At 50.9% G+C, this 25,113-nt stretch carries 22 protein-coding genes, 1 tRNA gene and 1 pseudogene; 17 read left to right on the forward strand and 7 right to left on the reverse strand.

Annotation, left to right across the window (positions count from 1 at the left end; all coding sequences use genetic code 11):
- Positions 1-175: 175 nt before the first annotated feature.
- Together GNG26_RS02260 and GNG26_RS02265 are read left to right on the forward strand one after the other, a co-directional pair.
- Positions 176-1,558 (forward strand): MFS transporter, encoded by a 1,383-nt coding sequence (locus GNG26_RS02260; RefSeq protein ID WP_156237649.1) that lies wholly within the window; start codon positions 176-178, stop codon positions 1,556-1,558.
- A gap of 12 nt (positions 1,559-1,570) precedes the next feature.
- The gene (locus tag GNG26_RS02265; RefSeq protein WP_156237650.1) at positions 1,571-3,184 is read left to right on the forward strand and encodes a glycoside hydrolase family 43 protein; all 1,614 of its coding nucleotides are present in this window, start codon (positions 1,571-1,573) and stop codon (positions 3,182-3,184) included.
- A 4-nt stretch (positions 3,185-3,188) separates the two neighbouring features.
- Here GNG26_RS02265 and GNG26_RS02270 read toward each other — a convergent pair whose 3' ends face one another.
- On the reverse strand, positions 3,189-3,947 hold the full coding sequence (locus GNG26_RS02270) for an IclR family transcriptional regulator (RefSeq protein WP_156237651.1): 759 nt from the start codon (positions 3,945-3,947) through the stop codon (positions 3,189-3,191).
- A 254-nt stretch (positions 3,948-4,201) separates the two neighbouring features.
- On the opposite strand from GNG26_RS02270, the gene GNG26_RS02275 reads away from it, so the two are divergent.
- Entirely contained in the window at positions 4,202-4,561 is a 360-nt protein-coding gene (locus GNG26_RS02275) for a hypothetical protein (RefSeq protein ID WP_114316038.1), read from the forward strand.
- Between the two features lie 67 nt (positions 4,562-4,628).
- Here the strand turns inward: GNG26_RS02275 and argF are convergent, their stop codons facing one another.
- The gene (argF, locus tag GNG26_RS02280; RefSeq protein WP_156237652.1) at positions 4,629-5,633 is read right to left on the reverse strand and encodes an ornithine carbamoyltransferase; all 1,005 of its coding nucleotides are present in this window, start codon (positions 5,631-5,633) and stop codon (positions 4,629-4,631) included.
- A gap of 164 nt (positions 5,634-5,797) precedes the next feature.
- Between argF and rraB the strand changes: the two genes are divergently transcribed.
- The 4 genes from rraB to GNG26_RS02300 all read left to right on the forward strand — a co-directional run bounded on the left by rraB (position 5,798) and on the right by GNG26_RS02300 (position 8,101).
- Entirely contained in the window at positions 5,798-6,220 is a 423-nt protein-coding gene (gene rraB, locus GNG26_RS02285) for a ribonuclease E inhibitor RraB (protein WP_103178050.1), read from the forward strand.
- 167 nt (positions 6,221-6,387) lie between these two features.
- Complete coding sequence (gene miaE / locus GNG26_RS02290) at positions 6,388-7,146, forward strand: tRNA isopentenyl-2-thiomethyl-A-37 hydroxylase MiaE (RefSeq protein ID WP_156237653.1); 759 nt, start codon at positions 6,388-6,390, stop codon at positions 7,144-7,146.
- A gap of 34 nt (positions 7,147-7,180) precedes the next feature.
- Complete coding sequence (locus tag GNG26_RS02295) at positions 7,181-7,912, forward strand: topoisomerase II (protein ID WP_156237654.1); 732 nt, start codon at positions 7,181-7,183, stop codon at positions 7,910-7,912.
- A gap of 104 nt (positions 7,913-8,016) precedes the next feature.
- A tRNA-Leu gene (locus GNG26_RS02300) sits at positions 8,017-8,101 on the forward strand.
- A 170-nt stretch (positions 8,102-8,271) separates the two neighbouring features.
- On the opposite strand, the pseudogene GNG26_RS22775 reads toward GNG26_RS02300, so the two are convergent.
- Both GNG26_RS22775 and GNG26_RS02310 read right to left on the reverse strand, forming a co-directional pair.
- Positions 8,272-8,496 (reverse strand): annotated as a pseudogene (locus tag GNG26_RS22775) (ArdC-like ssDNA-binding domain-containing protein); the annotation flags it as partial.
- Positions 8,465-8,755, reverse strand: coding sequence for a hypothetical protein (locus GNG26_RS02310; RefSeq protein WP_156237655.1), 291 nt, complete (start codon positions 8,753-8,755; stop codon positions 8,465-8,467). The pseudogene GNG26_RS22775 and the gene GNG26_RS02310, both read right to left, overlap by 32 nt.
- Before the next feature lie 332 nt (positions 8,756-9,087).
- Between GNG26_RS02310 and glgS the strand changes: the two genes are divergently transcribed.
- A complete protein-coding gene (gene glgS, locus GNG26_RS02315; protein ID WP_020845974.1) occupies positions 9,088-9,288 on the forward strand; it encodes a cell surface composition regulator GlgS in 201 nt (66 codons plus the stop codon).
- 37 nt (positions 9,289-9,325) lie between these two features.
- On the opposite strand, the gene GNG26_RS02320 is transcribed toward glgS, so the two are convergent.
- Positions 9,326-10,198: a phosphorothioated DNA-binding restriction endonuclease gene (locus tag GNG26_RS02320; protein ID WP_156237656.1), complete on the reverse strand. Its 873-nt coding sequence runs from the start codon at positions 10,196-10,198 to the stop codon at positions 9,326-9,328.
- 212 nt (positions 10,199-10,410) lie between these two features.
- On the opposite strand from GNG26_RS02320, the gene GNG26_RS02325 reads away from it, so the two are divergent.
- The 6 genes from GNG26_RS02325 to GNG26_RS02350 all read left to right on the forward strand — a co-directional run bounded on the left by GNG26_RS02325 (position 10,411) and on the right by GNG26_RS02350 (position 21,645).
- Complete coding sequence (locus GNG26_RS02325) at positions 10,411-11,331, forward strand: COG2958 family protein (RefSeq protein WP_156237657.1); 921 nt, start codon at positions 10,411-10,413, stop codon at positions 11,329-11,331.
- A gap of 87 nt (positions 11,332-11,418) precedes the next feature.
- Entirely contained in the window at positions 11,419-13,959 is a 2,541-nt protein-coding gene (locus GNG26_RS02330; protein WP_156237658.1) for a class I SAM-dependent DNA methyltransferase, read from the forward strand.
- Positions 13,952-15,259 carry a restriction endonuclease subunit S gene (locus GNG26_RS02335; RefSeq protein WP_156237659.1) on the forward strand — a complete coding sequence of 436 codons (1,308 nt, stop codon included), beginning with the start codon at positions 13,952-13,954 and terminating at the stop codon, positions 15,257-15,259. Before GNG26_RS02330 ends, GNG26_RS02335 begins: the two co-directional genes overlap by 8 nt.
- On the forward strand, positions 15,252-18,518 hold the full coding sequence (locus GNG26_RS02340; protein ID WP_156237660.1) for a type I restriction endonuclease subunit R: 3,267 nt from the start codon (positions 15,252-15,254) through the stop codon (positions 18,516-18,518). Before GNG26_RS02335 ends, GNG26_RS02340 begins: the two co-directional genes overlap by 8 nt.
- Entirely contained in the window at positions 18,515-19,222 is a 708-nt protein-coding gene (locus GNG26_RS02345) for a M48 family metallopeptidase (RefSeq protein WP_156237661.1), read from the forward strand. Before GNG26_RS02340 ends, GNG26_RS02345 begins: the two co-directional genes overlap by 4 nt.
- Positions 19,223-19,974: 752 nt before the next feature.
- Complete coding sequence (locus GNG26_RS02350) at positions 19,975-21,645, forward strand: hypothetical protein (protein ID WP_156237662.1); 1,671 nt, start codon at positions 19,975-19,977, stop codon at positions 21,643-21,645.
- 106 nt (positions 21,646-21,751) lie between these two features.
- On the opposite strand, the gene symE is transcribed toward GNG26_RS02350, so the two are convergent.
- Positions 21,752-22,087 (reverse strand): endoribonuclease SymE, encoded by a 336-nt coding sequence (gene symE, locus GNG26_RS02355; protein WP_156237663.1) that lies wholly within the window; start codon positions 22,085-22,087, stop codon positions 21,752-21,754.
- A 218-nt stretch (positions 22,088-22,305) separates the two neighbouring features.
- Here symE and GNG26_RS02360 point away from each other — a divergent pair, with 218 nt between their 5' ends.
- The 3 genes from GNG26_RS02360 to GNG26_RS02370 all read left to right on the forward strand — a co-directional run bounded on the left by GNG26_RS02360 (position 22,306) and on the right by GNG26_RS02370 (position 24,343).
- The gene (locus tag GNG26_RS02360) at positions 22,306-22,638 is read left to right on the forward strand and encodes a DUF1493 family protein (protein WP_156237664.1); all 333 of its coding nucleotides are present in this window, start codon (positions 22,306-22,308) and stop codon (positions 22,636-22,638) included.
- A gap of 99 nt (positions 22,639-22,737) precedes the next feature.
- The gene (locus tag GNG26_RS02365) at positions 22,738-23,076 is read left to right on the forward strand and encodes a helix-turn-helix domain-containing protein (RefSeq protein ID WP_103178067.1); all 339 of its coding nucleotides are present in this window, start codon (positions 22,738-22,740) and stop codon (positions 23,074-23,076) included.
- Positions 23,066-24,343, forward strand: coding sequence for a type II toxin-antitoxin system HipA family toxin (locus GNG26_RS02370; protein WP_156237665.1), 1,278 nt, complete (start codon positions 23,066-23,068; stop codon positions 24,341-24,343). Before GNG26_RS02365 ends, GNG26_RS02370 begins: the two co-directional genes overlap by 11 nt.
- A gap of 65 nt (positions 24,344-24,408) precedes the next feature.
- Here GNG26_RS02370 and csiR read toward each other — a convergent pair whose 3' ends face one another.
- The gene (csiR, locus tag GNG26_RS02375; RefSeq protein WP_156237666.1) at positions 24,409-25,077 is read right to left on the reverse strand and encodes a DNA-binding transcriptional regulator CsiR; all 669 of its coding nucleotides are present in this window, start codon (positions 25,075-25,077) and stop codon (positions 24,409-24,411) included.
- Positions 25,078-25,113: the final 36 nt, after the last annotated feature.

The raw sequence follows: 25,113 nt of genomic DNA on the forward strand, positions 1-25,113 counted from the left end.
TTATTTATTTTTACGCTTTTAAAACAGTCATTTGATATATATCGAGCAGTGTCACAAAAGCAAAATAACGTAATTAAGAAATAAGATATGGCCATTGCTGATAAATTAATCAGCTTATTACACTCTATTAACACGTTATTGTGAATTCAGCACACTAAATAAGGGTGTATTTCTGATGATGCCATTAACCATGAAAGATAAAATTGGCTACGGGCTGGGTGACACTGCCTGCGGCTTTGTCTGGCAGGCGACCATGTTTCTGCTGGCCTATTTCTACACCGATGTGTTTGGTTTATCCGCCGGGATTATGGGCACGCTGTTTTTAGTCTCCCGCGTGCTGGATGCGGTAACCGACCCGCTGATGGGGCTGCTGGTGGACCGTACCCGCACCCGTTACGGCCAGTTCCGTCCGTTCCTGCTGTGGGGCGCTATCCCGTTTGGCCTCGTCTGCATGCTCACCTTCTACACGCCGGACTTCTCTGCCAATGGCAAAGTGATTTACGCCTGCGTCACCTACATCCTGTTGACCTTGGTCTATACCTTCGTGAACGTACCCTATTGCGCCATGCCGGGGGTGATCACCGCCGATCCGAAGGAGCGTCATGCCATGCAGTCCTGGCGTTTCTTCCTTGCTGCGGCGGGATCGCTGGCGATCAGCGGCATTGCCCTGCCGCTGGTGGGGATCATCGGGAAAGGCAACGAGCAGCTGGGTTACTTCGGCGCGATGTGTGTGCTGGGGCTTTGCGGCGTGGTGCTGCTGTTCGTCTGCTTCTTCACCACCAAAGAGCGCTACACCTTTGAGGTGCAGCCGGGATCGTCGGTGGCGAAAGATCTGAAGCTGCTGCTCGGCAACAGCCAGTGGCGGATCATGTGCGCCTTCAAAATGATGGCGACCTGCTCTAACGTGGTGCGCGGCGGGGCAACGCTCTACTTTGTGAAATATGTGATGGATCATCCGGAGCTGGCGACCCAGTTCCTGCTCTACGGCAGCATCGCCACCATGTTTGGCTCGCTCTGTTCTTCCCGTCTGCTGGGCCGTTTCGACCGGGTTAAGGCCTTCAAGTGGATCATCGTCGCTTACTCCCTGATCAGCCTGCTGATCTTCTTCACCCCGGCCGAGCATATCGCTTTGATCTTTGCCCTCAACATCGTGTTCCTGTTTGTCTTTAACACCACCACGCCGCTGCAATGGCTGATGGCCTCCGACGTGGTGGATTACGAAGAGAGCCGCAGCGGCCGTCGTCTGGACGGGCTGGTGTTCTCCACCTACCTGTTCAGCCTGAAGATCGGCCTGGCGATTGGCGGCGCGGTGGTGGGCTGGATCCTGGCATACGTGAACTACTCCGCCAGCAGCAGCGTGCAGCCGGTAGAGGTGCTCACCACCATCAAAATTCTGTTCTGCGTGGTGCCAGTGGCGCTCTACGTGGGCATGTTCATCATGCTGTCGTTTTACAAACTCACCGATGCGCGGGTGGAAGCCATCAGCCAGCAGTTACTCAAACATCGCGCAGCGCAGGGCGAAGCCATTCCCGCCGCGGCAACGGCAGCATCTCATTAAGGAGGAGGCACTATGTACACCATTACCAACCCGATTCTGACCGGCTTTAACCCCGACCCGTCGATGTGTCGCCAGGGCGAGGATTACTACATCGCTACCTCTACCTTCGAGTGGTTCCCGGGCGTACGCATCTACCACTCCCGGGATCTGAAGAACTGGCGGCTGGTAAGCACTCCGCTGGATCGCGTGTCGATGCTGGACATGAAGGGCAACCCGGACTCCGGCGGCATCTGGGCGCCGTGCCTGAGCTACGCCGATGGGCAGTTCTGGCTGCTCTATACCGATGTGAAGATTGTCGACTCCCCGTGGAAAAACGGGCGCAACTTCCTGGTCACCGCCCCCTCCATCGAGGGGCCGTGGAGCGAGCCGATCCCGATGGGCAATGGCGGGTTCGATCCCTCCCTGTTCCACGATGACGATGGCCGAAAATACTATATCTACCGCCCGTGGGGGCCGCGCCACCACAGCAACCCGCATAACACCATCGTGATGCAGGAGTACGATCCGCAGACCTGCACGCTGTCGCCGGAGCGCAAAACCCTCTTCACCGGCACGCCGCTCTGCTACACCGAAGGGGCGCATATCTACCGTAAGGATGGCTGGTACTATCTGCTGGTCGCCGAAGGCGGCACCAGCTATGAGCACGCGGTGGTAGTGCTGCGCTCAAAAACCATCGACGGGCCCTACGAGCTACACCCGGAAGTGACGATGATGACCAGCTGGCACCTGCCGGAGAACCCGCTGCAAAAAAGCGGCCACGGCTCGCTGCTTCAGACCCACACCGGAGAGTGGTACATGGCTTATCTCACCAGCCGCCCGCAGCGGCTGCCGGGTATTCCGCTGCTGGGCTCCGGCGGGCGCGGATACTGCTCCCTGGGGCGTGAGACGGGGATCGCGCGCATTGAATGGCGCGACGGCTGGCCGTACGTGGAAGGCGGTAAGCATGCCCAACTGACGGTGCCTGGCCCGCAGATGACCGAGAGCCCCGCCGTGGCGCAGACCAACTGGCGTGACGACTTCGACGGCGAGCGCCTCGACCCGGAGCTGCAGACCCTGCGCATTCCGTTCGACGACTCCCTCGGCTCCCTGCGGGCCCGTAAAGGCTTTTTACGCCTGTACGGCAACGACTCGCTGAACTCGACCTTCACCCAGTCCACCGTGGCGCGCCGCTGGCAGCACTTCACCTTCCGGGCGGAAACGCGGATGGAGTTTGCCCCGCGTCACTTCCAGCAGAGTGCGGGGCTGGCCTGCTACTACAACAGCAAAAACTGGAGCTACTGCTTTGTGGACTATGAGGAGGGGCAGGGCAGAACCCTCAAGGTGATCCAGCTTGACCACAACGTGCCGTCATGGCCGCTGCACGAGCAGCCCATCCCGGTGCCGGAGAGCGCAGAGAGCATCTGGCTGCGGGTGGATGTCGATCGCCTGGTCTACCGCTACAGCTACTCCTTTGACGGGGAGCAGTGGCACACCGTGCCGGTCACGTACGAGGCGTGGAAGCTGTCGGATGACTATATCGGCGGGCGAGGCTTCTTTACCGGCGCGTTTGTGGGGCTGCACTGCGAGGATATCAGCGGTGACGGCTGTCACGCCGACTTCGACTACTTCACTTACGAGCCGGTATAACGGCTCAGGCCGGGTAGCCCAGCGCGCGTGAGAGCTGGCGCCCGGCCTCCTGCAACTGCTCGCGGAAGCGGGCCAGCTCCTCGTCGTCCACCCGGGAGGTTAAGGTGGAGAGGCTCAGGGCGGCAATGACGCGGGATTCATGGTTACGCACCGGGACCGACACGCAGCGCACCCCTTGCTCGTTCTCTTCGCTGTCGAGGGCATAACCCTGCTCGCGGGTCTGCGCCAGCGCGGCCAGCAGCGCCTCGCGGGAGGCCAGGGTCGCCGGGGTAAAGGTTGTGTACTGATAACCCTCAAGCAGCGTGTTCAGCTCGGCCTCGCCCAGCCAGGCGATCAGCACTTTGCCGATAGCGGTAGCATGCACCGGCAGGCGACGGCCAATGCGCGAGTAGGCGATGGCCGCCAGCTTGCCTTCAATCTTCTCGATATAGACCCCTTCGCGCCCGTCCAGAATGCCCAGATGGGTGGTCTGCCCGGTACGTTCCGACAGCGCCGTCAGGAAGTGCTTCGCTTTCTGACGGATATCCATGGTGCTCACCACAAAGTGACCGCGCTCGACCAGCTTCATGCCGGGGCGATATTTACCGTTCTCCGGGTTCTGATCGATATAGCCGTGCAGTTGCAGGGTTTTGAGGAGCGAGTGGAGCGTACTTTTACTCAGGCCCATCTGTTTACTGATGTCGGTGATTTTGAGTTCCGTCGCCTGTTCGTTAAACAGATCGAGGATCTGTAAGGCACGTTCAACAGATTGAATAATAGGCATAAGATCGGGACATCCGCGCTGGAATCAGGGCCAAAACGTACCCTGTTTACGCTGAAAAATCAATCGATGCGGGAGGCAGGTTCTTTACGCCGGGTCATATTCATGCTGCTGTAATTTGACTTAAGTAAACTTTGAGGCTTATTACCCTTGATTGAAAGGATAGGCTGTACCTATTACCACATTTTGATTGTTCTTTTACACTTATTTACCGTATGGCTTTCCGCTTTCTGCATGCTCGTTTAAAAGGTATTTTGATGACCGCTTCTAAAACATGGATCACTTTAGGTACTATTGCCAGTCCGGCCACAGGAACGTTATTTTCAAAAGTTCTTACTCAGCATAATCATAAATATATTCTGTGGTATAACAGCGAGCAGCTTTTTAAACCGGGCGATGAAATAAAGGTGATTTATAACCGTTTATTCGTGAACGACGAGCTACGCGATATCAATATCCTGCAAATCGATAAATACAGCCACACCCTGTGGCGCGTGATGCACAACATGTCCAGATGCCCTGGCCATCGCGATCCGGAGAGCAAACAGTGCGATGCCCCGGTTAAATGTATTTTTAAAAAGTGCCCCTACGGTAAGGTGCGGGTAACAGCAAATTAATAATATCCCGAACGGATAGTTTGAAAAGCAGGAGGGCCAGAACCCTCCCGTTATTTAAACGCAACCGTTATTCACCCAGGGTCGCGACCATTACCGCTTTAATGGTGTGCATCCGGTTTTCTGCCTGGTCAAATACAATACTTGCCGCCGATTCAAATACCTCGTCCGTCACTTCCATCCCGCCGTGCAGATCGAACTCTTTCGCCATCTGCTGACCCAGCGTGGTCTGGTCGTCGTGGAACGCCGGCAGACAGTGCAGGAACTTCACATTCGGGTTACCCGTCAGCGCCATCATCTGCGCATTCACCTGATAGCCACGCAGCAGGGCGATACGCTCGGCCCACTTCTCTTTGGCTTCGCCCATCGACACCCAGACGTCGGTGTAGATAAAGTCCGCGCCCTTCACGCCCGCCGCGACATCTTCGGTGAGGGTGATTTTGCCGCCGTTCTTTTCTGCCAGCGCGCTGCACTCCGCCACCAGGCTCTCTTCCGGCCAGCAGGCTTTGGGTGCCACCAGACGCAGATCCAGCCCGGTCAGCGCGGCTGCTTCCAGCATCGAGTTACCCATGTTGTTACGCGCATCGCCGGTATAGACCAGCACCATCTCGTTGAACGCCTTGCCCGGCAGATGCTCCTGCATGGTGAGCAGGTCCGCCAGCAGCTGGGTGGGATGGAACTCGTTGGTCAGCCCGTTCCACACCGGCACCCCGGCAAATTCCGCGAGGGTTTCGACAACTTCCTGGCCGTGGCCGCGATACTGAATGCCGTCGTACATCCGGCCCAGCACGCGAGCGGTATCTTTAATTGATTCTTTATGCCCAATCTGGCTGCCGCTCGGCCCGAGATAGGTAACGCGAGCGCCCTGGTCAAATGCGGCAACTTCGAAAGAGCATCGTGTGCGGGTTGAGTCTTTTTCGAAGATGAGCGCGATGTTTTTGCCAGTAAGTTTCTGTACTTCTGTCCCTTTTTTCTTATCGGACTTCAGCTTTGCTGACAGGGCAAGCAGAGAGGTGAGCTGTGCAGGGGTAAAATCGAGCAATTTCAGGAAATGTTTTTTATACAGTTCAGACATTTTATCCTCACATGGCAAAGGCCACTTATTGAATTAAAATTCACTTTATCTGTATCAATATGCACATGCAACCCCGTTGCACAAATCTTTCTTACAAAGGTGGAGGCAAACACATCCGTGTGTGAAAATAGAAGTATCTGCCGCACTTTAAAGAGGAACGAGCCATGGCAAACCCAGAACTGCTGGAAGAACAGCGCGAAGAGACGCGACTGATTATTGAAGAACTGCTGGAAGACGGCAGCGATCCGGATGCGCTCTACACCATCGAGCACCATTTCTCTGCGGATGATTTCGAGGCGCTGGAGAAACTGGCGGTGGAAGCGTTCCGTCTGGGTTATGAAGTGACCGAGCCGGAAGAGCTGGAAGTGGAAGAGGGCGACACCGTCATCTGCTGCGACATCCTGAGCGAAGGCGCGCTGAAGGCAGAGCTGATCGACGCCCAGGTAGAACAGCTGATGAACCTGGCCGAGAAGTTTGAAGTGGAATACGACGGCTGGGGCACCTACTTCGAAGATCCGAACGGCGAAGAGGGTGACGAAGACGACGAAGATTTCATCGACGAAGATGACGACGGCGTGCGTCACTAATTGATTCAATACACGAGTCATTCGCGTTGCATCGAGGCGGCAACTGAGTAAATCCCCAGGAGCTTACATAAGTAAGTGACTGGGGTGAACGAAGGCAGCCAACGAAGAGGCAGCGTGAAGGGCGACGTGTATTTGCGGCAGCTTCGGCTGTCGCTTCAGGAAAAATAATGGACTACCCGCAGATACTCGCCCCTGTTTTACACTTCCTCCAGTGCCCGACCCCGCAAGCATGGATTGATCAAGCCCGCGACCCGGCGAACCTGCCGCTGCTGCTCACCGACCATATGGTGTGCGAGCTCAAAGCCGCCCAGACCGCGCTGTTATTAGTGCGTAAATACGTCGCCGACGAGAGCGGGGCCGACGCGCTGCTCGAGTGGCTCAAGCCCTACGAAGCCTTTACCTTCCGCGAAGGCCCGGAACCGGACTTCGTCGCCCTGCATAAGCAGATTGGCAAAAGCGTGATGCCGAAAACCGACGACCCCTGGGGCCAGGCGCTCATCGACAGCATGGTGCTGCTGATTAAAGAGGAGTTGCACCACTTCTGGCAGGTGCGGGAGGCGATGCTGACCCGCAACATCCCCTACGTCAAAATCACCGCCAGTCGCTACGCTAAAGGGATGCTGAAAGCCGTGCGCACCCACGAGCCGCTGACGCTGATCGACAAGCTCATCTGCGGCGCCTATATCGAAGCCCGCTCCTGCGAACGCTTCGCCGCGCTGGCACCGTTCCTCGACGACGATCTGCAGAAGTTTTACCTGTCGCTGCTGCGCTCCGAGGCGCGGCATTATCAGGACTATCTGACGCTTGCCCAACAGGTCAGCGACGAGGATATCTCTTCCCGGATACAGCTTTTTGGTGAAATTGAAGCCACACTTATCTCAACACCGGATAACGAGTTTCGCTTCCATAGCGGCGTGCCGGTGTAAATCGGCATAGCTAAAGGATTAAGGATGCGTAACGATGAGAAGAGCGTGGACACCTATAGTCGCAGTGGCAGTTATCTCCGCAGCAGTAGCCTTCTGGGTTTATTACGACAAGCAACGCCTGCAAAACACGCCCGAACACCGGCTTGATACCACGCTTAATGCCATGCCCTCCTGGCAGGTGCTGAAAGAGCAGGACCCCAGGTTTGTGGCACGTATTCGCGAGCAGATCCTCACTATGCAAAAAGCGGGCGATTCTGAGCAGGACATTATCGACGTGGCCCAGCCGCAGATCCTTAGCCTGCAGATGTCGCGCCTGCAATATGCCCCCGACGCGAATGCGGTGGCGTATATGAAGATCAACATGGAGCAGACGGCCGCCATTCAGAAGGTGAGTGACGACGCCTGTTTTCGTTTCCTGTTCCCGGGCGTGAAGGGGGGCATCAACCCGATGCGGGTGCTGGATAAAGATCTGATGCAGCGCCGCATGCAGGCCGACGCCGAAATGATGCGCGCGGGCTGGAGTAAAGCTCGCCACACCGTGACCCCGGAAGAACACGCCGCCGCGGTGGAGGATGTGCGGCCGATTATGCAGGAACTCACTGTTCAGTACGGCAAGGATATCCAGCTGCTGGTGATGCCGGAGAACGCGGTGGGCAAAGAGAAGCTTACCTGCGAGATGGTACAGGCGATGTGGGGTAAGGTGCTGAAGCTGCCGGAGCAGAAGGCGGCGAGGGTGATTCGGATGGCGGTGACGGAACTGGATTGACGGGAGCGCTGGTTTTTTGGGCACTTAACGCGGTTTAGCGCGTCGCCGCTTGCATGGCGGCGCGCGACAGGTATAATCCACAACGTTTCCGCATCCCCTTCAGTGCCGAAGTGGCGAAATCGGTAGACGCAGTTGATTCAAAATCAACCGTAGAAATACGTGCCGGTTCGAGTCCGGCCTTCGGCACCATAAGATGCAAGATTAAGTCGCTTAAGGGCGGCTTTTTTGTATCCATTTCCGTCCAGATTCGTCCATATCCGTTTGTAATTAAAGATAATTTATCTTTTTAATAGCCATTTTATTTTGTGGTCTTTGCGTGTTGGTCTTTTTTCATCCATTGACATCCACACGATTTGGGGGCTTAACGCATTGATCGGGAACGGCGGCTCGCCATCCCGCCACGGGCGGATCCACGGCACATTACCGTTTTCCAGCTCAGTAATAATCTGGTCGGTCACTTTCTGGTAGATATCGTTGCTTCTGTCCATTGTGCGATCCTCATGGAAGAAGCCAGAGCTGCCTCCATCCGGAAGCGACTCCGGCGGGGAGAGGTTATGCCTGTTCAGCCATCGAGACCTGCACATAGTGGCCGTGATAGTTGAGCGACAACAGTAACGCGACAGGGACTTTCATATCGCCCTGCGGCGGCTGGCAGTAGATCGTAAAAGTGACTTTCTTGCGGGATGTCCCGGCGGTGCGCAGGGTCAGCAGTACGGCGAGCAACAGATTGCCCAGCCGTTCTTCCACCTGCTGCGGGTCGGCGGGAAATTCCACAGCGGATTGCCAGACATCAGGGGCGATAACCACCAGCATTAACGACGGTTTTTTATCGAAAAGCGACATGGTGTTTCTCCTGTAAATGAGCAGGGAACACCCTTCGCAGGGCATTTCCCTGCGGGATGGAATGGTACGGGTATCCTGCGCATTTACGCCGTTCGCACCTTCCGGATACATGGCGAACTTACTGCATGGCTGGCGGTAGTATTTTCTGAGCGGGTGATAAAAGGGAGGGAAAATCATTACCGGGACTGAAGAGTTTTGTCGTTCCTGAAATGTGAACGCAGGCAGATTGATGCGCACGCATCGCTCAAAAAATGATCTTTTTCAGGCGGATAATGAAATCAGAAAAGCATATGACCTTGAACAGTAATCACAATGACTGGAGGGATATGCTAATGAACCAACAAGATATAAACGCATTAAAGAATTTTGATTTTCTGGCACGCAGTTTTGCCCGTATGCACGCCCTGGGCCAGCCAGTGGATATCGATGCCGTGACCGGCAATATGAGTGATGAACAGCAAGCATGGTTCCGGGAGCGATACGACCACTACCGAAAGCAGGCTGAGCGGGCGAGAGTGATAGAACTGCGGTGATGTAACGAACAACGGGCTTAACGGCCGTTGCGTATTTTCAGGCTTTGAAAATCTGTTTACGGTGCCAGCCAACATACTGTTCAGCAGGCCACTGCGTTTTGTCATAAGGGAGGAATAACTGCTGGCCGTCCCGGTGCCAGAATAGATGGTCTACCACCGGACTACGACTGACGCCGCCGGAGATGCGGATGGTCATACTCTCGTCCAGCCCGAATGCCCCCATATCAAACGCGTCATGGTGTAATGTACAGAGCGCCAGGCCATTATTTACCACGCACGGACCACCATATGCTTTCCAGTGAATATGCGCCGCTTCAATACCAACCAGCGCACCATCCAGCCGGAGATCGTAACCGCAGAACGCGCACCGTGAGTGGTAAGCGCGAAGAACGATATCCCTGAAACGCGGATCGCGGTTCCTGGAGCGATCGATAAAATCGAATCCCAGTTGGTTGGCAAGGATCCGCTGAATACTTTCCGGGAAGCGATCGGTGAGGATCTTCTGAGCCAACTGGTCGATCATCTCAGGGTGTGCCAGCAATTGTTGATAAGCCGCTTCATCAAAACCGCCCGCGACCTGATTATCTATTAACTCTTTCTTTGTCGGCTGAGTATTTCCCTTACGCGGTTTGCAGCCTTCCGCATGAGTGATCTCCCAGAAACCGTCAGTTCGCAGTCGCCAGAACGGCATATTGGGATAGTCGGTGCGTCGCTTGGGGCCAAACTCTTTCAGCAGGCGAGTAAGCGGTTCGTGGATTTCCAGGCCGTAGTTAAACAGGCGTGGATGGCCTGCTTTGTACTGCGACAGTACATACAACAGCAGTAGCGGTTTATGCGGCGCGCATACGTCACCCTGACGCCAGACAGAGACGTTGGAGATGGCTGATTGCAGCGTTGCAAGAGAAATCACAGGGATGAACCGTTGGCTGGATGATCTTATTGCGATCATGCCCGCAAAAGCTGTGAAGTTCAATCGTTGCAAATCACGGGAATTAGATGGAAATCGATGCTTTATGTCTGTAACACTGGAAGGTAAACTGCGTTTATTTACAGGAGTTTTCAGTCACGCATCGTAGAGCAGGCGCTGCTTGCAAGGTGATGCATATAACCGCAGGCGTACATATGACCAGCCGTCCCCAGATGATAATCAACGTGTTACAAGCGAATCCCGGCAAGCAGTTCACGGCCCGCCAGCTGGCGCAGAAAATAATTGATCACTATAGCGCTGAACTGGCTGAAAAACGTAAAAATCCACGTTTTGCCAGCGATGAGGCTTTTTTAAGCCAAATTACCGCTGAAGTTGGTGGCAGTCGGACTGTTAAAGCGAAAGCTATGTGTCCGCAGGTGATGACGCGTGATAAGCCAAGACCAAGATTGTTTTATTGGGGGGAATCTGTGGTTGAACAGGCGGATGCTAATATAGCCCCCGAACCAACGGTTGATACTGTTAGCTTTACCGAGCATTCGTTGTATCCGATCCTGATTGATTATCTCTCTCAGGAAGAAGGGCTATTGTGCCGTCGTATTGACGAAAAGCGCTCAAGCAACAACAAAGGGTTAGGTGGCAACCATTGGCTTTATCCCGATATTGTCGCATTGGAGCCTCTTGATAAAGAGTGGGACGATGTGGTTCAAAACTGTGTTCGCCACAGCGAAGGGCGTTTGACACGGCTGTGGTCTTTTGAAGTGAAGAAGCAACTTAACCGCAGCAATGTGCGTGAATGCTTTTTCCAGGCTGTCAGCAACTCCAGCTGGGCGCATTTTGGCTACCTGGTGGCGACTGAAATTAATGAAGATAAGCAGCGTAGCGTGGAGCGCGAGCTCCAGATGCTCTGTGCGTTGCATGGCATTGGAGTGATCCTACTCGATCCGCATGACTTCACTAACAGCCAGACGCTGATCCCGGCGCGTGAACGTACCAGCGTTGACTGGCAGTCTGTGAACCGTCTGGTGGAAGAGAATCGTGATTTTAAAGAGTTTATTGAGCTGGTGGGGGAGTACCACCAGACCGGGAAAATCCATAAGTCGTTGTGGAACAAATAACCATAAACGACAACTTCATTGATTAATAAAACTATGGCCCATTGTCTAATGAGGCCGTGGTTAACGAGGCAGTATTCTGAGAAACACATGAAATTAACCCTTACCCAGCTTGAAACATTGCTGCTCCGCGCTTGTGATGACCTGCGTGGCAGCATGGATGCCAGTGAATACAAAGAATATATTTTTGGCATGTTGTTCCTTAAACGTGCCAGCGACCTGTTCGATCAACGTCAGGCTGAGCTACGTAAGCAGTTTGAAGCTCAAGGGATGTCCAAACTGGACATCGAGCTGGCTCTTGAAGATCCCGACAACTACTCAGGTAAGTATTTCTATGTTCCTCCGCGTGCACGCTGGAACGAAGAGTGGGAAGAGATTGTAGAAGAGAAGGATGGCACTAAAAAAGCGGTCATCCGACCGGCCCTGAAGCATGTGAAAGTTGGGGTTGGCAGCGCGTTGAATAAAGCGTTGGAAGCGATCGAAGAAGCCAATATCGATGTTTTACAGGATGTACTGAAAGGTATTAACTTTAACCGTAAGATTGGCCAGCGTACTCTGGACGACGATACCTTGGCTGATTTTGTACAGAACTTCGAGAAAATTCCGCTTAAAGATGAGGACTTTGAGTTCCCCGATCTGCTTGGTGCGGCATATGAATGGTTGATTAAATTCTTTGCTGACTCTGCGGGTAAAAAGGCTGGAGAGTTTTATACCCCGGCGGAAGTTGTGCGGATCTGTGTTGAGATCTGCGATCCTGAAGAGGGCATGAGTGTTTATGACCCGACCGTTGGCTCGGGAGGCATGTTGATTCAGATGCGTGACTACCTGCGTGAAAAAGGCGGTGATGCGGATGAGATCGCGCTCTATGGTCAGGAAAAAATCGGCACCACTTGGTCTATCTGCAAAATGAACATGCTGCTGCATGGAATTTCGCATGCCGATATTCGTCAAGAAGATACTCTGCGTGAACCACAGCATTACGATGAAAAGAATGATTTAAGACGTTTTGATCGTGTGGTGGCTAACCCGCCGTTCAGCCAGAACTATATCAAGAAGGATATTAAACACCCCGGGCGTTTTGCAGTTTGGCTGCCAGAGAAAGGCAAGAAAGCGGACCTGATGTTTGTTCAGCATATGTTGTCTGTGCTCAAACATGATGGGCGTATGGCGACCGTTATGCCTCATGGTGTGTTGTTCCGTAGCGGTGATGAACGCGAAGCGCGTAAATACTTTATCGATCACGGTTATCTGCAGGCCATCATTGGCTTACCTAGCAACCTGTTTTACGGTACGGGTATACCGGCCTGTATTTTAGTGATGAATAAAGAAGGTGCTTCAAAGCGTAAGTCAGTTCTGTTTATCAACGCCGATCGTGAATACAGCGAAGACAAAGCACAGAATCATCTGCGTCCGGAGGATATTGATAAAATTATCAACGCATATCGCAAGGGAAAAACGATCCCGGGCTATGCGCGCGTTGTTCCAACTGATGAGATTATCAAAGAAGATTACAACTGTAATATTCGTCGCTACGTGGACAATGCGCCGCCGCCGGAACCCCACGATGTTCGTGCGCATTTACATGGTGGTATTCCGCTGGCGGAAATCGAAAGTCTTGGCCATTTCTGGCAAAACTATGCCGGGTTACGTGCAGATATTTTTGCACCCCGTGATGCTGAGTATATGAATTTCGGCCCCACTTTGACTGAAGAGCGTGATATTGCTGAGTTTGTTACCCGAAATGCGGGTGTACTACAAGCGAATCAGACGTTCATGACGCAACTTGAGGCGTGGTGGGAGCAGAATCTCCCGATTGTGGAAGCGTTAGCCCCTGACGCTGCCAATCAGCAGGCCCGGCCACGTAATGTTTATGTAATGCGCAGCCAGTTGATGGACAGCATTCATGACGCATTTGCGCAGCAAAACTTGTTAACTTCCTTCCAGGTGCGTGGTGCTTTTGCCAGCTATGTGAATTACTTGAAGGCGGATTTCAAATCTATTGCTGCCAGTGGTTGGGGAGCTGAACTGATCCCCGATGAGGATATTCTTCAAAGTCAGTTCCCTGAGGTACTGGAAGAGCAGGCAAATGCACTGGCCCGTTTAGCCGAGCTGCAGGCGTTATTTGCCGCGGCGGATGATGAGGACTTTGAAGACACCGATGATACTGGTGTGATGACCTCTGAGCAGGTGAAAGAGCTAAAAGCAAAGTTGAAAGATGCTAAAGGCATGGTGAAACTGTGCAAACGCGATCCGGGATTGGGAAGTGCTGAAGAGTATCAGGAAAAGGTTTCCCAAATCGAAGCCCAGTTGAAACGCCATAAAGAACTGGAAGATGAAGCCAAAGAACTGAAGAAAGTGATTAAGGCAATAGAGAATAAGCGTGATGAGCTGGTTTTAAGCGCTCGTGAGAAAATATCACAGGATGAGGCTCGTGTGGTTATTCTTGCGCGATTAAAACAGTTATTGTTAACTACTTATAATCGTTATCTACGGGCAGAACAGCGAGCTTGTATTACTGCAATTGAAAATTTGTGGTTTAAATATGCGGTAACTGCTAAAGAAATCGAGGAGAAGAGGGATAAGGCTTCTCAGCAATTGCGTAGAATCTTAGCGGAGCTGGGATATGAGTAAATGGATTCATGGGTTTTTGGATGATGTAACCTCTTACCAAAAGGCAGGAGGTACGCCGAGTGTATCTAATCCAGCTTTTTATGATGGCTATATTCCTTTTGTCCTTATTGAGGATATGACAAATTCTTATCGGTTTTTAACAAAAACAGGGAAGACATTAACATTAGAGGGCTTAAATAATAGTTCTGCGTGGTTGGTACCTAAAGAACATATATTGTATTCAATGTATGCCACTGTAGGAAAACCTGTAATAAACAAAATAGATTGTGCGACCAATCAAGCTATCATAGCTTTAAAAGCAAATGATAAAGTTCATGATAATTATTTGTTCTATTGGCTGGAATATATTAAACCGTCGGTCTGGCGGTATACTACTCAAACCACACAGTCGAACCTCAATGCAGGTATTGTTCGACGCCTACCTATTTCTTACCCCGAGAATAAAAGTATTCAGGAAAGAATATCACAGATATTAACTTTAGTTGATGATGCCATTGAGAAAACTCAATGCTTAATACGGAAATATAAGAAAATAAAAAATGGTATGATGCTTGACTTATTAACGCGGGGCGTTAATGCTTCTGGTGAATTACGGGGGAGTTATAGGAGTGCACCGCATTTATATAAAATGTCATCCCTTGGGTATATTCCAAAAAACTGGTCTGTTGTCAAACTTGAAGAATTGCTGTCACCAATAGCAAACAACTTCAGAAGTGGCCCTTTTGGAAGTGCTTTATTAAAATCAGAGTTGGTTGAAAAGGGGATTCCTTTTTTAGGAATTGATAATATTCATGTTGAGTATTTTGATAATACGTTCAGGCGCTTTGTTTCGGAAAGGAAATTTAATGAATTGCTAAAATATGCTGTTCGACCCAGAGATGTGGTTATAACTATCATGGGAACAGTAGGAAGAGCAGCTGTAATACCTAGTGACATTGAGCGAGCATTATCATCTAAACATTTATGGACAATGACCTTCAATGAATCTCTGATTGTCCCTGAGCTAGTATGCTGGCAATTGAATCATGCTCCATGGGTTAAAGCTTGGTTTAGAAAAGAAACACAAGGAGGAATAATGGATGCGATACAATCAAAAACATTACGTTCGCTAGAACTTCCTCTGCCTGGAAAAGAAGAACAATTACAATTGTATGAAAAATATTCCTTAGTTACAAAAAAATTAAAGACAGAAGAAATTAGCTTGAAAAAACTAATAAAAGAAAAAAATGGTTTAATGCACGATCTCCTCACTGGTAAAGTTCCTGTACATTCAAAAGACACAGAGGCCCCCCATGTCTGAATACACGGAAGTTGAACAGCCCTTTTTGCAGCAATTGCAATCACTGGGCTGGACGATTATTGACCAGGGACAGGACATTCCCTCCGATCCGGCTAAAAGTATGCGTAGCAGCTTCCGACAGTGGCTGCTGCCGCAGATTTTTACTAACGCAGTAGCGCACTTAAATGCCGGATCAGACGGAAAAACATGGTTAACTGACAAACAGTTACAGGATCTGCAAGACCAGATCCTGCGCCAACCCAACCGTACTTTACTGGAAGCTAATGAGGCGATCCAAAAGCTACTGTTTAAAACACAGGTGGATATTAATAATGCCACCGGTGAGTCTGACCCTATAGTTAAATTAATCGATTTCGAACACCCGGAAAATAACCACTTCCTGGCGATAAATCAGTTCCGGATTGATACCCCAGGTTGCGTAAAACAATTTATCATTCCCGATGTTGTTTTATTTATTAATGGTGTTCCGCTGATTGTTGTGGAGTGTAAAAAGGGTGGTCCAACCTGTTCTAATCCTATGGCTGAGGCATATATTCAGCTCCAGCGTTATATGAACAATCGTAAAGCAACAGCGCTGCAGGGATTAAAAGAGGGGGAACCACGTTTATTTCACAGTAATTTATTTGCGGTCAGAACAACAGGCGTTGAAGCGGATTACGGCACGATTACTTCCGGGGAAGAGCATTTTTATCCCTGGAAGACACAATGGCCGCAGGACGACAGTGTTGCCAGTGATATGAACGCACAGCAACAGCTTATCAATGGCATGTTAAATAAAGCGAATCTGTTATCCATCCTGCGTACATGCTCTTTATTTATGGATACCGATGCTGGCCCGCGCATCAAGGTTGTCTGCCGTTATCAGCAATTTCGCGCTGCTAATAAGATCTTACAGCGTTTACGTGAAGGTAAAACCACAGAAGAAAAAAGTGGTGTTGTCTGGCACACTCAGGGGTCGGGAAAAAGCCTGACGATGGTTTTTGTTGCCAGAATGCTGCGTGTTTCAAACGATCTTCACGATTATAAAATCATACTGATCAATGATCGTCTCGATCTGGAGGAGCAGCTAACAGCGACGGCACAACTGATCGGTGGGCGAGTCAATGTTATTGAAAGCAATAATACGCTTCGAAAAGAGTTATCCACCAACACTTCCGATATCAATATGGTGATGGCGCATAAGTTCTTGGTCGCGCAGGAAAGCCTCCCCATATCCGTTGCTAAAGCGCTGGGAACCTACCAGGCTATTCCAACGGGCAAAACATTTGGCGTAGTGAATACCTCTTCGCGAATTGTGTTAATGATCGATGAAGCACACCGTACCCAGAGCTCCGATCTGGGAAGTAATATTTTTGAGGCCTTCCCCAACGCTGCCCGCATTGCCTTCACCGGAACGCCACTGATTACAGAACGCCACGGTGAGAAACGTACCGTCAAACGCTTTGGCGAATATATCGATAAGTACAAATTGATGGATGCCGTTGAAGATGGCACCACATTGCAGATCCTTTACGAAGGCAGGACTGCTGATGCCGCGCTGAACGATAAACATGGTTTTGAAACGCAGTTTGAAAATCTCTTTAAAGATCGAACGGAAGAAGAATTAGACGCTATTAAGAAAAAGTATGGCGCCACCGGCGACATTCTGGAAGCGGAGCAACGTATTGCCGCTATCGCGCGCGATATGGTGAAACACTATCTGGAGCATATTTTTCCTAATGGCTTTAAAGCTCAGGTTGTATGTCACTCCAAACTGGCGGCAGTCCGTTACCAGAAGGCGATCCATCAGGCATTAAAAGATAAAGTGGATGAGCTTGAATCTGCAGACTTACCTGACCACGCATTAATTAATCGGATCAAGTTCCTCAAAGCTGCGGTCGTGATATCCAGTGATGGCACCAACGAAGCGGCATTTATTACCGAAACACGTAAACAAGCCCGTGCCTGGAATGCGGTAGAAAATTTCTGTAGGCCATTTGCGTTTGACGATCCTGATAAACCTTATACAGGAATCGCCTTCTTGGTAGTCTGTGACATGTTATTAACCGGTTTTGATGCACCGATTGAGCAGGTCATGTATCTGGATAAAAAAATCCGCGAGCATACGTTATTACAGGCAATTGCCCGTACAAACCGGGTGAAAAAAGGGAAACAACGTGGTTTTGTTGTGGATTATATCGGCCTTACTCACCATCTTACCGAGGCATTAACTCTTTATGCAGCCAGCGATGAGCACCAAGAGCTGGCCGAAGGATTAAAAAATATCAATTCAGAAGTTCCGGTGCTGCAGGAGCGCTATCAGCGCTTGTTGAGTTTGTTCTCGTACCATCAGATTAATGGCATCCATGATTTCCTTGAGGGACGATTACCCGACATAGCAGCAGAAGCAGCCGCGGTAAACGACGCTGTTCGTTTGCTGAAAGACGAGAAACTGCGGGCGGATTTTGATGTGTACCTGAAAAAATTCCTTAGCAGTCTGGATATCATCCTGCCACACAGTGCCGGCCAAGTTTATCGTATTCCTGCAAAGCGTCTGGGATATATCCAGCGAGTAACCAAAGAGCGTTATAAAGACGATTCGCTGGATTTGGGAGATGCCGGCCAGAAGGTACGCGATCTGATTAATCAGCACCTCATCAGTCTGGGGATTAACCCTACGGTTCCTCCCGTTGAATTGCTCTCAGATAACTTCATTGAACAGCTAAACCAGCATACCAACGGCAATGATGAGGCGAAAGCCAGCGAAATGGAGCATGCAATTCGTAAGCATTGCACTGTTCACCATGATGAAGATCCAGCTTTTTATAAGAGTCTTTCGGAAAAAGTGGAACAATTAATCGACCTGTATCAGGATCAATGGAAGAAGCTGGCGGAAGAGTTAGAGAAACTGCGTAACGTTGCGATTACCGGGCGCCAGGAGGGGGAAGAAGGGATGAGCCGGGAGGCCACTACGTTTTATGAACATATTGCTCATGAAGCGTTCCCGGGCGGAGAAATACCCGTTTCAGTAAAACCCAAAATTAAAGCGCTGATGGAAGCAATTGTTGAACTTCTGCAACAAAGCATCGGCAGCATCGACTACTGGCACAACAGTAGCAAACAAAAGAAAACGCGCAGTGAGATCAAAACGGCTCTGACGCTAACCGGGGTTCCTGAATTAAAACAGGCAAGAGAACGAATTGCGGTAGAAATTATGAAACTGGCAAAAAACCGACATAGTGCGTTACTTCAGAACTCAGTGGAGATCAAAAAACCATGATGCACCGACGGGTGAAGGACATCGACTATCATCTCGCGCCAGGTACCACCCGGCGTACAACGGACATCGTCATCGAAAGAGACGGTCAGGTTATCGTTCGCCCGCCAGTACACTTTACTCCTGAACAGGCGGATACCGTTGTTTTTCAGAAACGCATGTGGATTTATCGTAACCTGGCGGAGTGGAAAGATCTTAATGCCACTACGGTGGCGCGCGAATGGGTAAACGGCGAGACCTTTCTCTATCTTGGGAGCATGTATCGCTTATCTCTGGTTTCCGAACAGCATCTGCCGTTACTCCTGAAAGATGGACGCTTTTGCCTTAATCGGCAGCTTATTGAAAAAGGCGGTATAGCCGCAGCGAAAGGCGCGTTTGAAGACTTTTATATAACTAAAGGTCAGCAGCGCATCAGAGAACGCACTCTGTTTTTTGCGCCTAAAGTCGGAGTGAAGGCAGATATAATCCGGGTGAAGGAAATGGGGTATCGCTGGGCCAGCTGCGGCCATAACGGTAGACTGAATTTCCACTGGAAATGTATCATGGCCCCAGCGAAGATCATAGATTACATCGTGGTACACGAACTATGTCATTTTCACCATCGTAATCATACAGACGCTTTCTGGAATGAAGTTGACAAGGTGATGCCTGACTGGAGTGAGCGAAAAGAGTGGCTGCGTAAACATGGTGCTAGTTTAGACCTGTAGTTTTCATTAATAGGTGGGAACCGCCGCTCCCGCCTCCCTTAACATCTCCACTCCCCACAGACATCACCCCAGCCACGGCACCGCCAACCCGCCCGCCTAGACCAGCACCGCGAGCCAGAACGCGGGAAGCACTACAAACGTTGTCCCCATTATCAGATTAACGAGCAAATCATTAAAAGTGTTCTGTAAGGCGTACAGGTTGAAATGTAAGGCTCCGTTCTCAGTATAAATTTGAATCACCCCGCGCCAGTAGTTCTCCAGCGTAGGGTCAGCTTGGTAAAATTCCATCAATGCAGTCCTGTTACGGTGGGGGAGGTAGCGAACTACCGAAACCTGTAACAGGATCACATAACAAATGAAAGGTGATGTAAACCGTGAATCAATGGATTTGATGAATTTGTGACCGGGTGCAGTGGAAAAGTGGTGCACCAAACGAGTAGTACTCTAAAAAGGCTAATATCGGCGACTTACGCGACGTCAGTTGCATGCAGCTTTCACTCATGCTGTTGTAAATGGTTGAAGCAGTAAGAATGCATAGCAACAATTAATATTTACAAAGCGTTTTCATCCTAATCAAACGCACGACTAAATTAACGCTTTAACGCCAAACCACTAATCACCTCACATCCATTCCAACGCATTTATCTACGCAACCCCCCCACATTCCCCCCAACTCCGTTTATTAGTAGTTGCCTGATGTATGCAAAACCCTATCATTCTGCCGATAACCAAATTCAATTCAGGTAATAAAGATGAAAGACGCGTGGCTGGATACGTGCTCTACCACCATTCAAAACTTCGTGGAGCGTTCTACGAGGCTACAGCCAGATAATCTTGACCTGGAACTGGTCGAAAAAATTGATTTCGACTACCAGATTAACTTAAGTCTCCATTTTCGCATTGAGACGACAGATCACACTCAGGTAGGAAGAGTCAGCGCCGGGAGCGGCACCCGCGTTTTTACCAGTAATTTCCAGTACGCCGAGGCGCTTCAGGCTGAATCCAGCGCGGTCTTGTCCCGTGCAGAAACACTGCGTGAAGCTCAGGCGCTGGTGCTTTCCCAGCCGTACGGGGCACTTGAAAAAGAGCAAGAGATCTATTCCCACCCAACGCGCCTCTGTTTAACTGAAAACTGCACTAACTGTCATGGTCGCGGGCAGGTCAACTGCTCCTGGTGCTATGGTACTGGACGCGTGAGCTGCACCACCTGTGGCGGAAGTGGGCAGGTACTGGAACAGCGTAGCCATTTCGATCACTACACCAATCAGTATCGTACGGAGAGCCATTACCGGATGTGCTCGACCTGCACAGGCGGCAGGGTGAACTGCAACCACTGTAGCGGCTCTGGAAACCAGCGCTGTTCACCCTGTGAGGGAACAGGTGAAACAACCCGCATTACCCGGCTTTCCAGCGTTGCCGTGCCCCAATACCAGCTGATCTACCATCGTGAGGATGTGCCGAGGTTCATCAAAGATGGTCTCTACAAAGCGGGCATCCCGGAACTGGCCAGTTATGGTGCCGTTGCACTGGCAGATTCCAGTATTGATGAGGGTTTGCGTAACGTTAATTTTATCTACAACGCTAGCGTACCCTTTGCCCGATTTACGAGCCAGCTACGACAGGCTCAGCTTGCCGCGCAGCCTGTTAACTGGATCGTTTACGGTCGTCGTCCGCAGATACTGGATGCGGGACATGTCGTTGAGTTGATGCTGAAAAACGATCTTAATGAGCTTGTCTATCGAACCACCAGAGGGAAACTGCTGAATCCGCTTGTTGCGACGTGCAGCCGTAAAACAGTGGCCACCTTTATGGAATCGGAAGCCCATCAGGAGATGCTGGATGCGAACCGCAAGGGTAAATCCGGGGAGATGCTCCGCGAAGCGATGAATCGTGGGGTCACGACGACCTATATTGATGAAGCCCTGACCAGCCTGCAAGCCATTACGAAGGCTGTGCAAAACTGGTCGGTGGTGAAGTGGGCAATCTTCAGCGCTGTCATTATCTATCTGTTTATGCCGCTTTATACCGCTTATGGCGATATCTGGTTTAGCGACATTGCGACAGGACGGGTCTATCTTACGCCGTTCCTCCGCTGGGATAATCAGCATAATTTACTCGCATCCCTGGAGGTACTGGCGCGTTACTGTGGCCTGTTTATTGCCATCGCTGCCGTTGTTATCTCTTTCCTGGGGTATTTATGGCGCAGGGGCTGGGTCCGCTGGCGAATGGGCCAGCATCTGGCTAAGTGGGCGGTTAATCAGAAGATTTTACGTAGCGGTTGGTTTATGAGCCTTCTTCTCACCAGCCTGCTTACTGTTTGCCTGCTGCTGTTTTTCCCTATCTGGGTGACGAATGAGGGAGAACTTTTCGGGCAGTATTCCTTAATTGAATTACTTCGCTGGGTTGCTCAGTTCTTAAGATAATACATCCAGGGCTCCCGGTATGTTTTCAGGGAGCCTGTCGTTTTACCTGGCAGCCTTTCGCAACCAATAAAAAAGGCGCCCACCGGCGCCTTTTTTATTCAATCGCTTATTGAGCCTTTCGAAGCTTCCCGGATATTACCCCAACAAAGTCCATCACCTGCTTTTGCTTCTGGTCCGACAGTTGACTCACCTCACGCATCAGCGTCTCTATCTCTGGCTCTCCCTGCCGGGAGGTCAGAATCATGCAGCCCTTCATCACCTTCACATCTACTTTCGTTCCGGTACTGAACCCCGCTTCATTGAGCCACAGGCCTTTCATGGTAAACGCCGGGATGCGGGTGTAATCTCCATACCGCGTCGCATAACTTACGGTAAATACCCGGTCGTCAGCGGCAAAGACTTCTGGTTGCAGTGATTCTGCAATACAATCGATATCAGTCATGATTACTATTCTCTCTTAATAGTGATTGTGATGAGCGATACGGGCATGTTGGCGCATGCCCGTATTGCGTTAAATAACCCTGTAAATCTAACCAGTAAACAAAAATAAGTCCAGATTAATATAAAACGTAATAAGCGTTATTCGGCTGCTTTCGAATATCCATTAAATATATAAATTCGCTGTGATTTATAATTTTACGCATAAGGAAATGATAAGTTATGACCGGGAATATCGAACAACGTATCTATGCGCTTGCCAGACGTTATAACGGCGTGTACCTCATCAATAACGAGAAAAACCAGGAATTACTCAATGCCAGTACAGACCTCGATACGGATATGTTGCTGGATGTCGACGAAGCAGAAGAACTCATGGATGAATTTTTTAGAGAATTTAACGTTAATAGGGGAAGCTTTAATATAAAGATCTATTATCCCGACGAGCCTTTTTCCTGGAATCCATTCAAGAAAACTGCCCCTGTTCCTGTTCCCGATTTTACGATTAGTATGTTGATCGAATCAGCCAGGGCTGGGAAATGGTTGTTTGATTAATCACAACCCAAAGGTGCAGCGAAGCAAAGAAGTTTTATTGTTCCATAAAGGGATTATAATTGCCTTATATGACCTGTTAATGGAACAAAGAGGCCTGTGATGGCAAAACCCTCTACCCGAACTTATTCCCGCCATAGCCGCGACGCTGCACGACTGCTGGGGTTAATGCTTCGTACGGCGCGTATTGAACGTCAGCTCACCGTTGAAGAGCTGGCCGAACGTGCCGGGGTATCACGGGGACTGGTTTATCGCGCTGAAGAAGGGGATATGGGATGTGCAATTGGCGCGGTATTCGAACTGGCGACCATTTTAGGCGTTCCCCTTTTTACCCCTGACCCGGCATCGATGGCATTACATACGGCAAACGCAGAGAAAACCTTATCGCTGATGCCACGTTCAGTGCATCGCTCAAGGAAGGTGATAAACGATGACTTCTGATAACCATCATGACCGGGCATACGTGTGGGCCTGGTTGCCTGGCGCAACAGAGCCAGTTGTTGCAGGCGTGCTAAACCGGGATGGTAAGCGGTATATATTCAACTACGGGCGCAGTTATCTGGAGCGGGAAGATGCGATCCCTCTTTATGAACCGGAACTTCCGCTGATCCGGGGCGCGATTTTCCCGGCACCGGGTCTGCAACAGGCGAGTGCATTACGTGATGCTGCGCCGGATGCCTGGGGGCGTCGGGTGATCCTGAACAGGTTGATGGGCGCTCAGGGAAGGGATGTTGATCCGGACAGGCTGGATGAGCTGACCTATTTGCTGGAATCTGGCTCAGACAGAATTGGAGGGCTCGACTTCCAGCTATCAGCAACGGAGTACGTGCCGCGAGCGTCCCAAAGTGCCTCTCTTGAAGAGTTGATGCAGGCGGCATCAATGGTTGAAAGTGGCAGGCCTTTAACTCCGGAGCTGGAACAAGCCTTATTCCACGGGAGTTCCCTGGGGGGAGCGCGGCCAAAGGCAATGATAGAAGCCGGGGAGCGTAAATTTATCGCAAAGTTCTCCTCCTCCACTGATACCTATAACGTTGTTAAAGCTGAATATGTCGCTATGCGCCTGGCTGCTTGTGCCGGGCTGAATGTTGCGCCTGTTCTTCTCCGCCATACGGCGGGTAAAGACGTCATACTGATTGAACGCTTCGATCGTATACGAAGTCATACAGGCTGGCAGCGCCGCCTGATGGTCTCAGCGCTGACCATTTTTGGTCTTGATGAGATGATGGCACGATACGCGAGTTATGAGGATTTGACGGATATTATTCGTCAGCGCTTCGATGCACCAAAAGAGACGTTACGGGAATTATTTGGTCGTCTGGTTTTTAATATTATTTGCGGTAACACTGACGATCATGCCCGAAATCATGCCGCTTTTTGGGACGGTAAAACGCTAAGCCTGACGCCTGCTTATGATATTTGCCCACAGGGTCGTTCTGGTAATGAAGCAACCCAGGCAATGCTGATTAGCGGTGAAAATCGAATGAGCAATCTGGCGGTTTGTCTGTCGGCGGCGGCTAAATTTCTGCTGAGTGAGCAGGAAGCTGTTGAACTGATCACACACTGTATCAGGGCGGTTCGCGAGAACTGGGAAGCGATATGTAAGGAGGCCTCATTGAGTGAAGTGGATCGCAGGTTTTTGTGGGGGCGAGCGTTCCTCAACCCATTTATATTTGAAGGGGCTCCAGAAGCGATCATGGAGATGCGTTGATTCATGTTTTCTGTTGTTGATAGAAAAAGGCCGACATATGGGGCCAGGGCCAATGTTGTAACCCACTAGCCCATCGCCCCCCGAATAATCGGAATCGGCGTCAGCAAATGCTGATACATCAGTTCCCCCGCCTTATCCGCATCCCGCGCCAGCACCGCGTCCATCAGCTTCTGATGCTCCACATGCTTCTCTTCTAACATCGCCACCGACAAAACAGTCTTCCTCAACCACACATACCGGTACCGCGCCGCTAAATCAAAAAGCCGCTCCCGCATCTGCATCAAATACCGCGAACCACACCCCGCCACAATCGCCGTATGAAACGCCTGATGGCGCTGGTCCCACTCGTCCAGCATCGTCTCGCTGGCGTCGCGGGATTCCAGCTTGTTCAGCAGGTGTGCCCGGGCGAGCAGCTCCGCTTCCCACTCTTCGCCACCGCGCTCGATGGCGAGGCGGACCAGCATCGCCTCCATATTGGCGCGGGCATCAAAGATATCGAGCAGCTCCTGTTCGGACATGGGCGCCACCCGGTAGCCTTTCTGGTTAATGACCGTCACCAGCCCCTCGGCAACCAGCTGCGACAGCGCTTCGCGCAGCGGGCCGACGCCCAGCTCATAGCGGGAGGTCAGCAGGCTCATACGCAGCTTCTCATCTGGCTGATAAACGCCGCGGATAATGTCGTTCTTCAGCCAGCGGTAGCCGTCGATGGCCGTCGCCTGGGAAATGATGGTCATGGTCCTGCTCCTTGAATACGGCCCGGCCTGCACCGG

Origin of the sequence: Leclercia sp. J807 (assembly GCF_009734465.1) — a bacterium.
Classification (GTDB): Bacteria; Pseudomonadota; Gammaproteobacteria; order Enterobacterales; family Enterobacteriaceae; genus Enterobacter.

What these genes read in the sequence shown, in the direction of transcription:
- GNG26_RS02335 (WP_156237659.1), top strand. Translation starts at nt 13,952, where the DNA reads ATGAGTAAATGGATTCATGGGTTTTTGGATGATGTAACCTCTTACCAA.
- glgS (WP_020845974.1), top strand. Translation starts at nt 9,088, where the DNA reads ATGAACCAACAAGATATAAACGCATTAAAGAATTTTGATTTTCTGGCA.
- miaE (WP_156237653.1), top strand. Translation starts at nt 6,388, where the DNA reads ATGGACTACCCGCAGATACTCGCCCCTGTTTTACACTTCCTCCAGTGC.
- GNG26_RS02295 (WP_156237654.1), top strand. Translation starts at nt 7,181, where the DNA reads ATGAGAAGAGCGTGGACACCTATAGTCGCAGTGGCAGTTATCTCCGCA.
- GNG26_RS02365 (WP_103178067.1), top strand. Translation starts at nt 22,738, where the DNA reads ATGGCAAAACCCTCTACCCGAACTTATTCCCGCCATAGCCGCGACGCT.
- GNG26_RS02330 (WP_156237658.1), top strand. Translation starts at nt 11,419, where the DNA reads ATGAAATTAACCCTTACCCAGCTTGAAACATTGCTGCTCCGCGCTTGT.
- symE (WP_156237663.1), bottom strand. Translation starts at nt 22,087, where the DNA reads ATGACTGATATCGATTGTATTGCAGAATCACTGCAACCAGAAGTCTTT.
- GNG26_RS02275 (WP_114316038.1), top strand. Translation starts at nt 4,202, where the DNA reads ATGACCGCTTCTAAAACATGGATCACTTTAGGTACTATTGCCAGTCCG.
- GNG26_RS02260 (WP_156237649.1), top strand. Translation starts at nt 176, where the DNA reads ATGATGCCATTAACCATGAAAGATAAAATTGGCTACGGGCTGGGTGAC.
- GNG26_RS02270 (WP_156237651.1), bottom strand. Translation starts at nt 3,947, where the DNA reads ATGCCTATTATTCAATCTGTTGAACGTGCCTTACAGATCCTCGATCTG.
- GNG26_RS02325 (WP_156237657.1), top strand. Translation starts at nt 10,411, where the DNA reads ATGACCAGCCGTCCCCAGATGATAATCAACGTGTTACAAGCGAATCCC.
- GNG26_RS02360 (WP_156237664.1), top strand. Translation starts at nt 22,306, where the DNA reads ATGACCGGGAATATCGAACAACGTATCTATGCGCTTGCCAGACGTTAT.
- GNG26_RS02340 (WP_156237660.1), top strand. Translation starts at nt 15,252, where the DNA reads ATGTCTGAATACACGGAAGTTGAACAGCCCTTTTTGCAGCAATTGCAA.
- GNG26_RS02350 (WP_156237662.1), top strand. Translation starts at nt 19,975, where the DNA reads ATGAAAGACGCGTGGCTGGATACGTGCTCTACCACCATTCAAAACTTC.
- GNG26_RS02370 (WP_156237665.1), top strand. Translation starts at nt 23,066, where the DNA reads ATGACTTCTGATAACCATCATGACCGGGCATACGTGTGGGCCTGGTTG.
- rraB (WP_103178050.1), top strand. Translation starts at nt 5,798, where the DNA reads ATGGCAAACCCAGAACTGCTGGAAGAACAGCGCGAAGAGACGCGACTG.
- GNG26_RS02345 (WP_156237661.1), top strand. Translation starts at nt 18,515, where the DNA reads ATGATGCACCGACGGGTGAAGGACATCGACTATCATCTCGCGCCAGGT.
- argF (WP_156237652.1), bottom strand. Translation starts at nt 5,633, where the DNA reads ATGTCTGAACTGTATAAAAAACATTTCCTGAAATTGCTCGATTTTACC.
- GNG26_RS02310 (WP_156237655.1), bottom strand. Translation starts at nt 8,755, where the DNA reads ATGTCGCTTTTCGATAAAAAACCGTCGTTAATGCTGGTGGTTATCGCC.
- GNG26_RS02265 (WP_156237650.1), top strand. Translation starts at nt 1,571, where the DNA reads ATGTACACCATTACCAACCCGATTCTGACCGGCTTTAACCCCGACCCG.
- csiR (WP_156237666.1), bottom strand. Translation starts at nt 25,077, where the DNA reads ATGACCATCATTTCCCAGGCGACGGCCATCGACGGCTACCGCTGGCTG.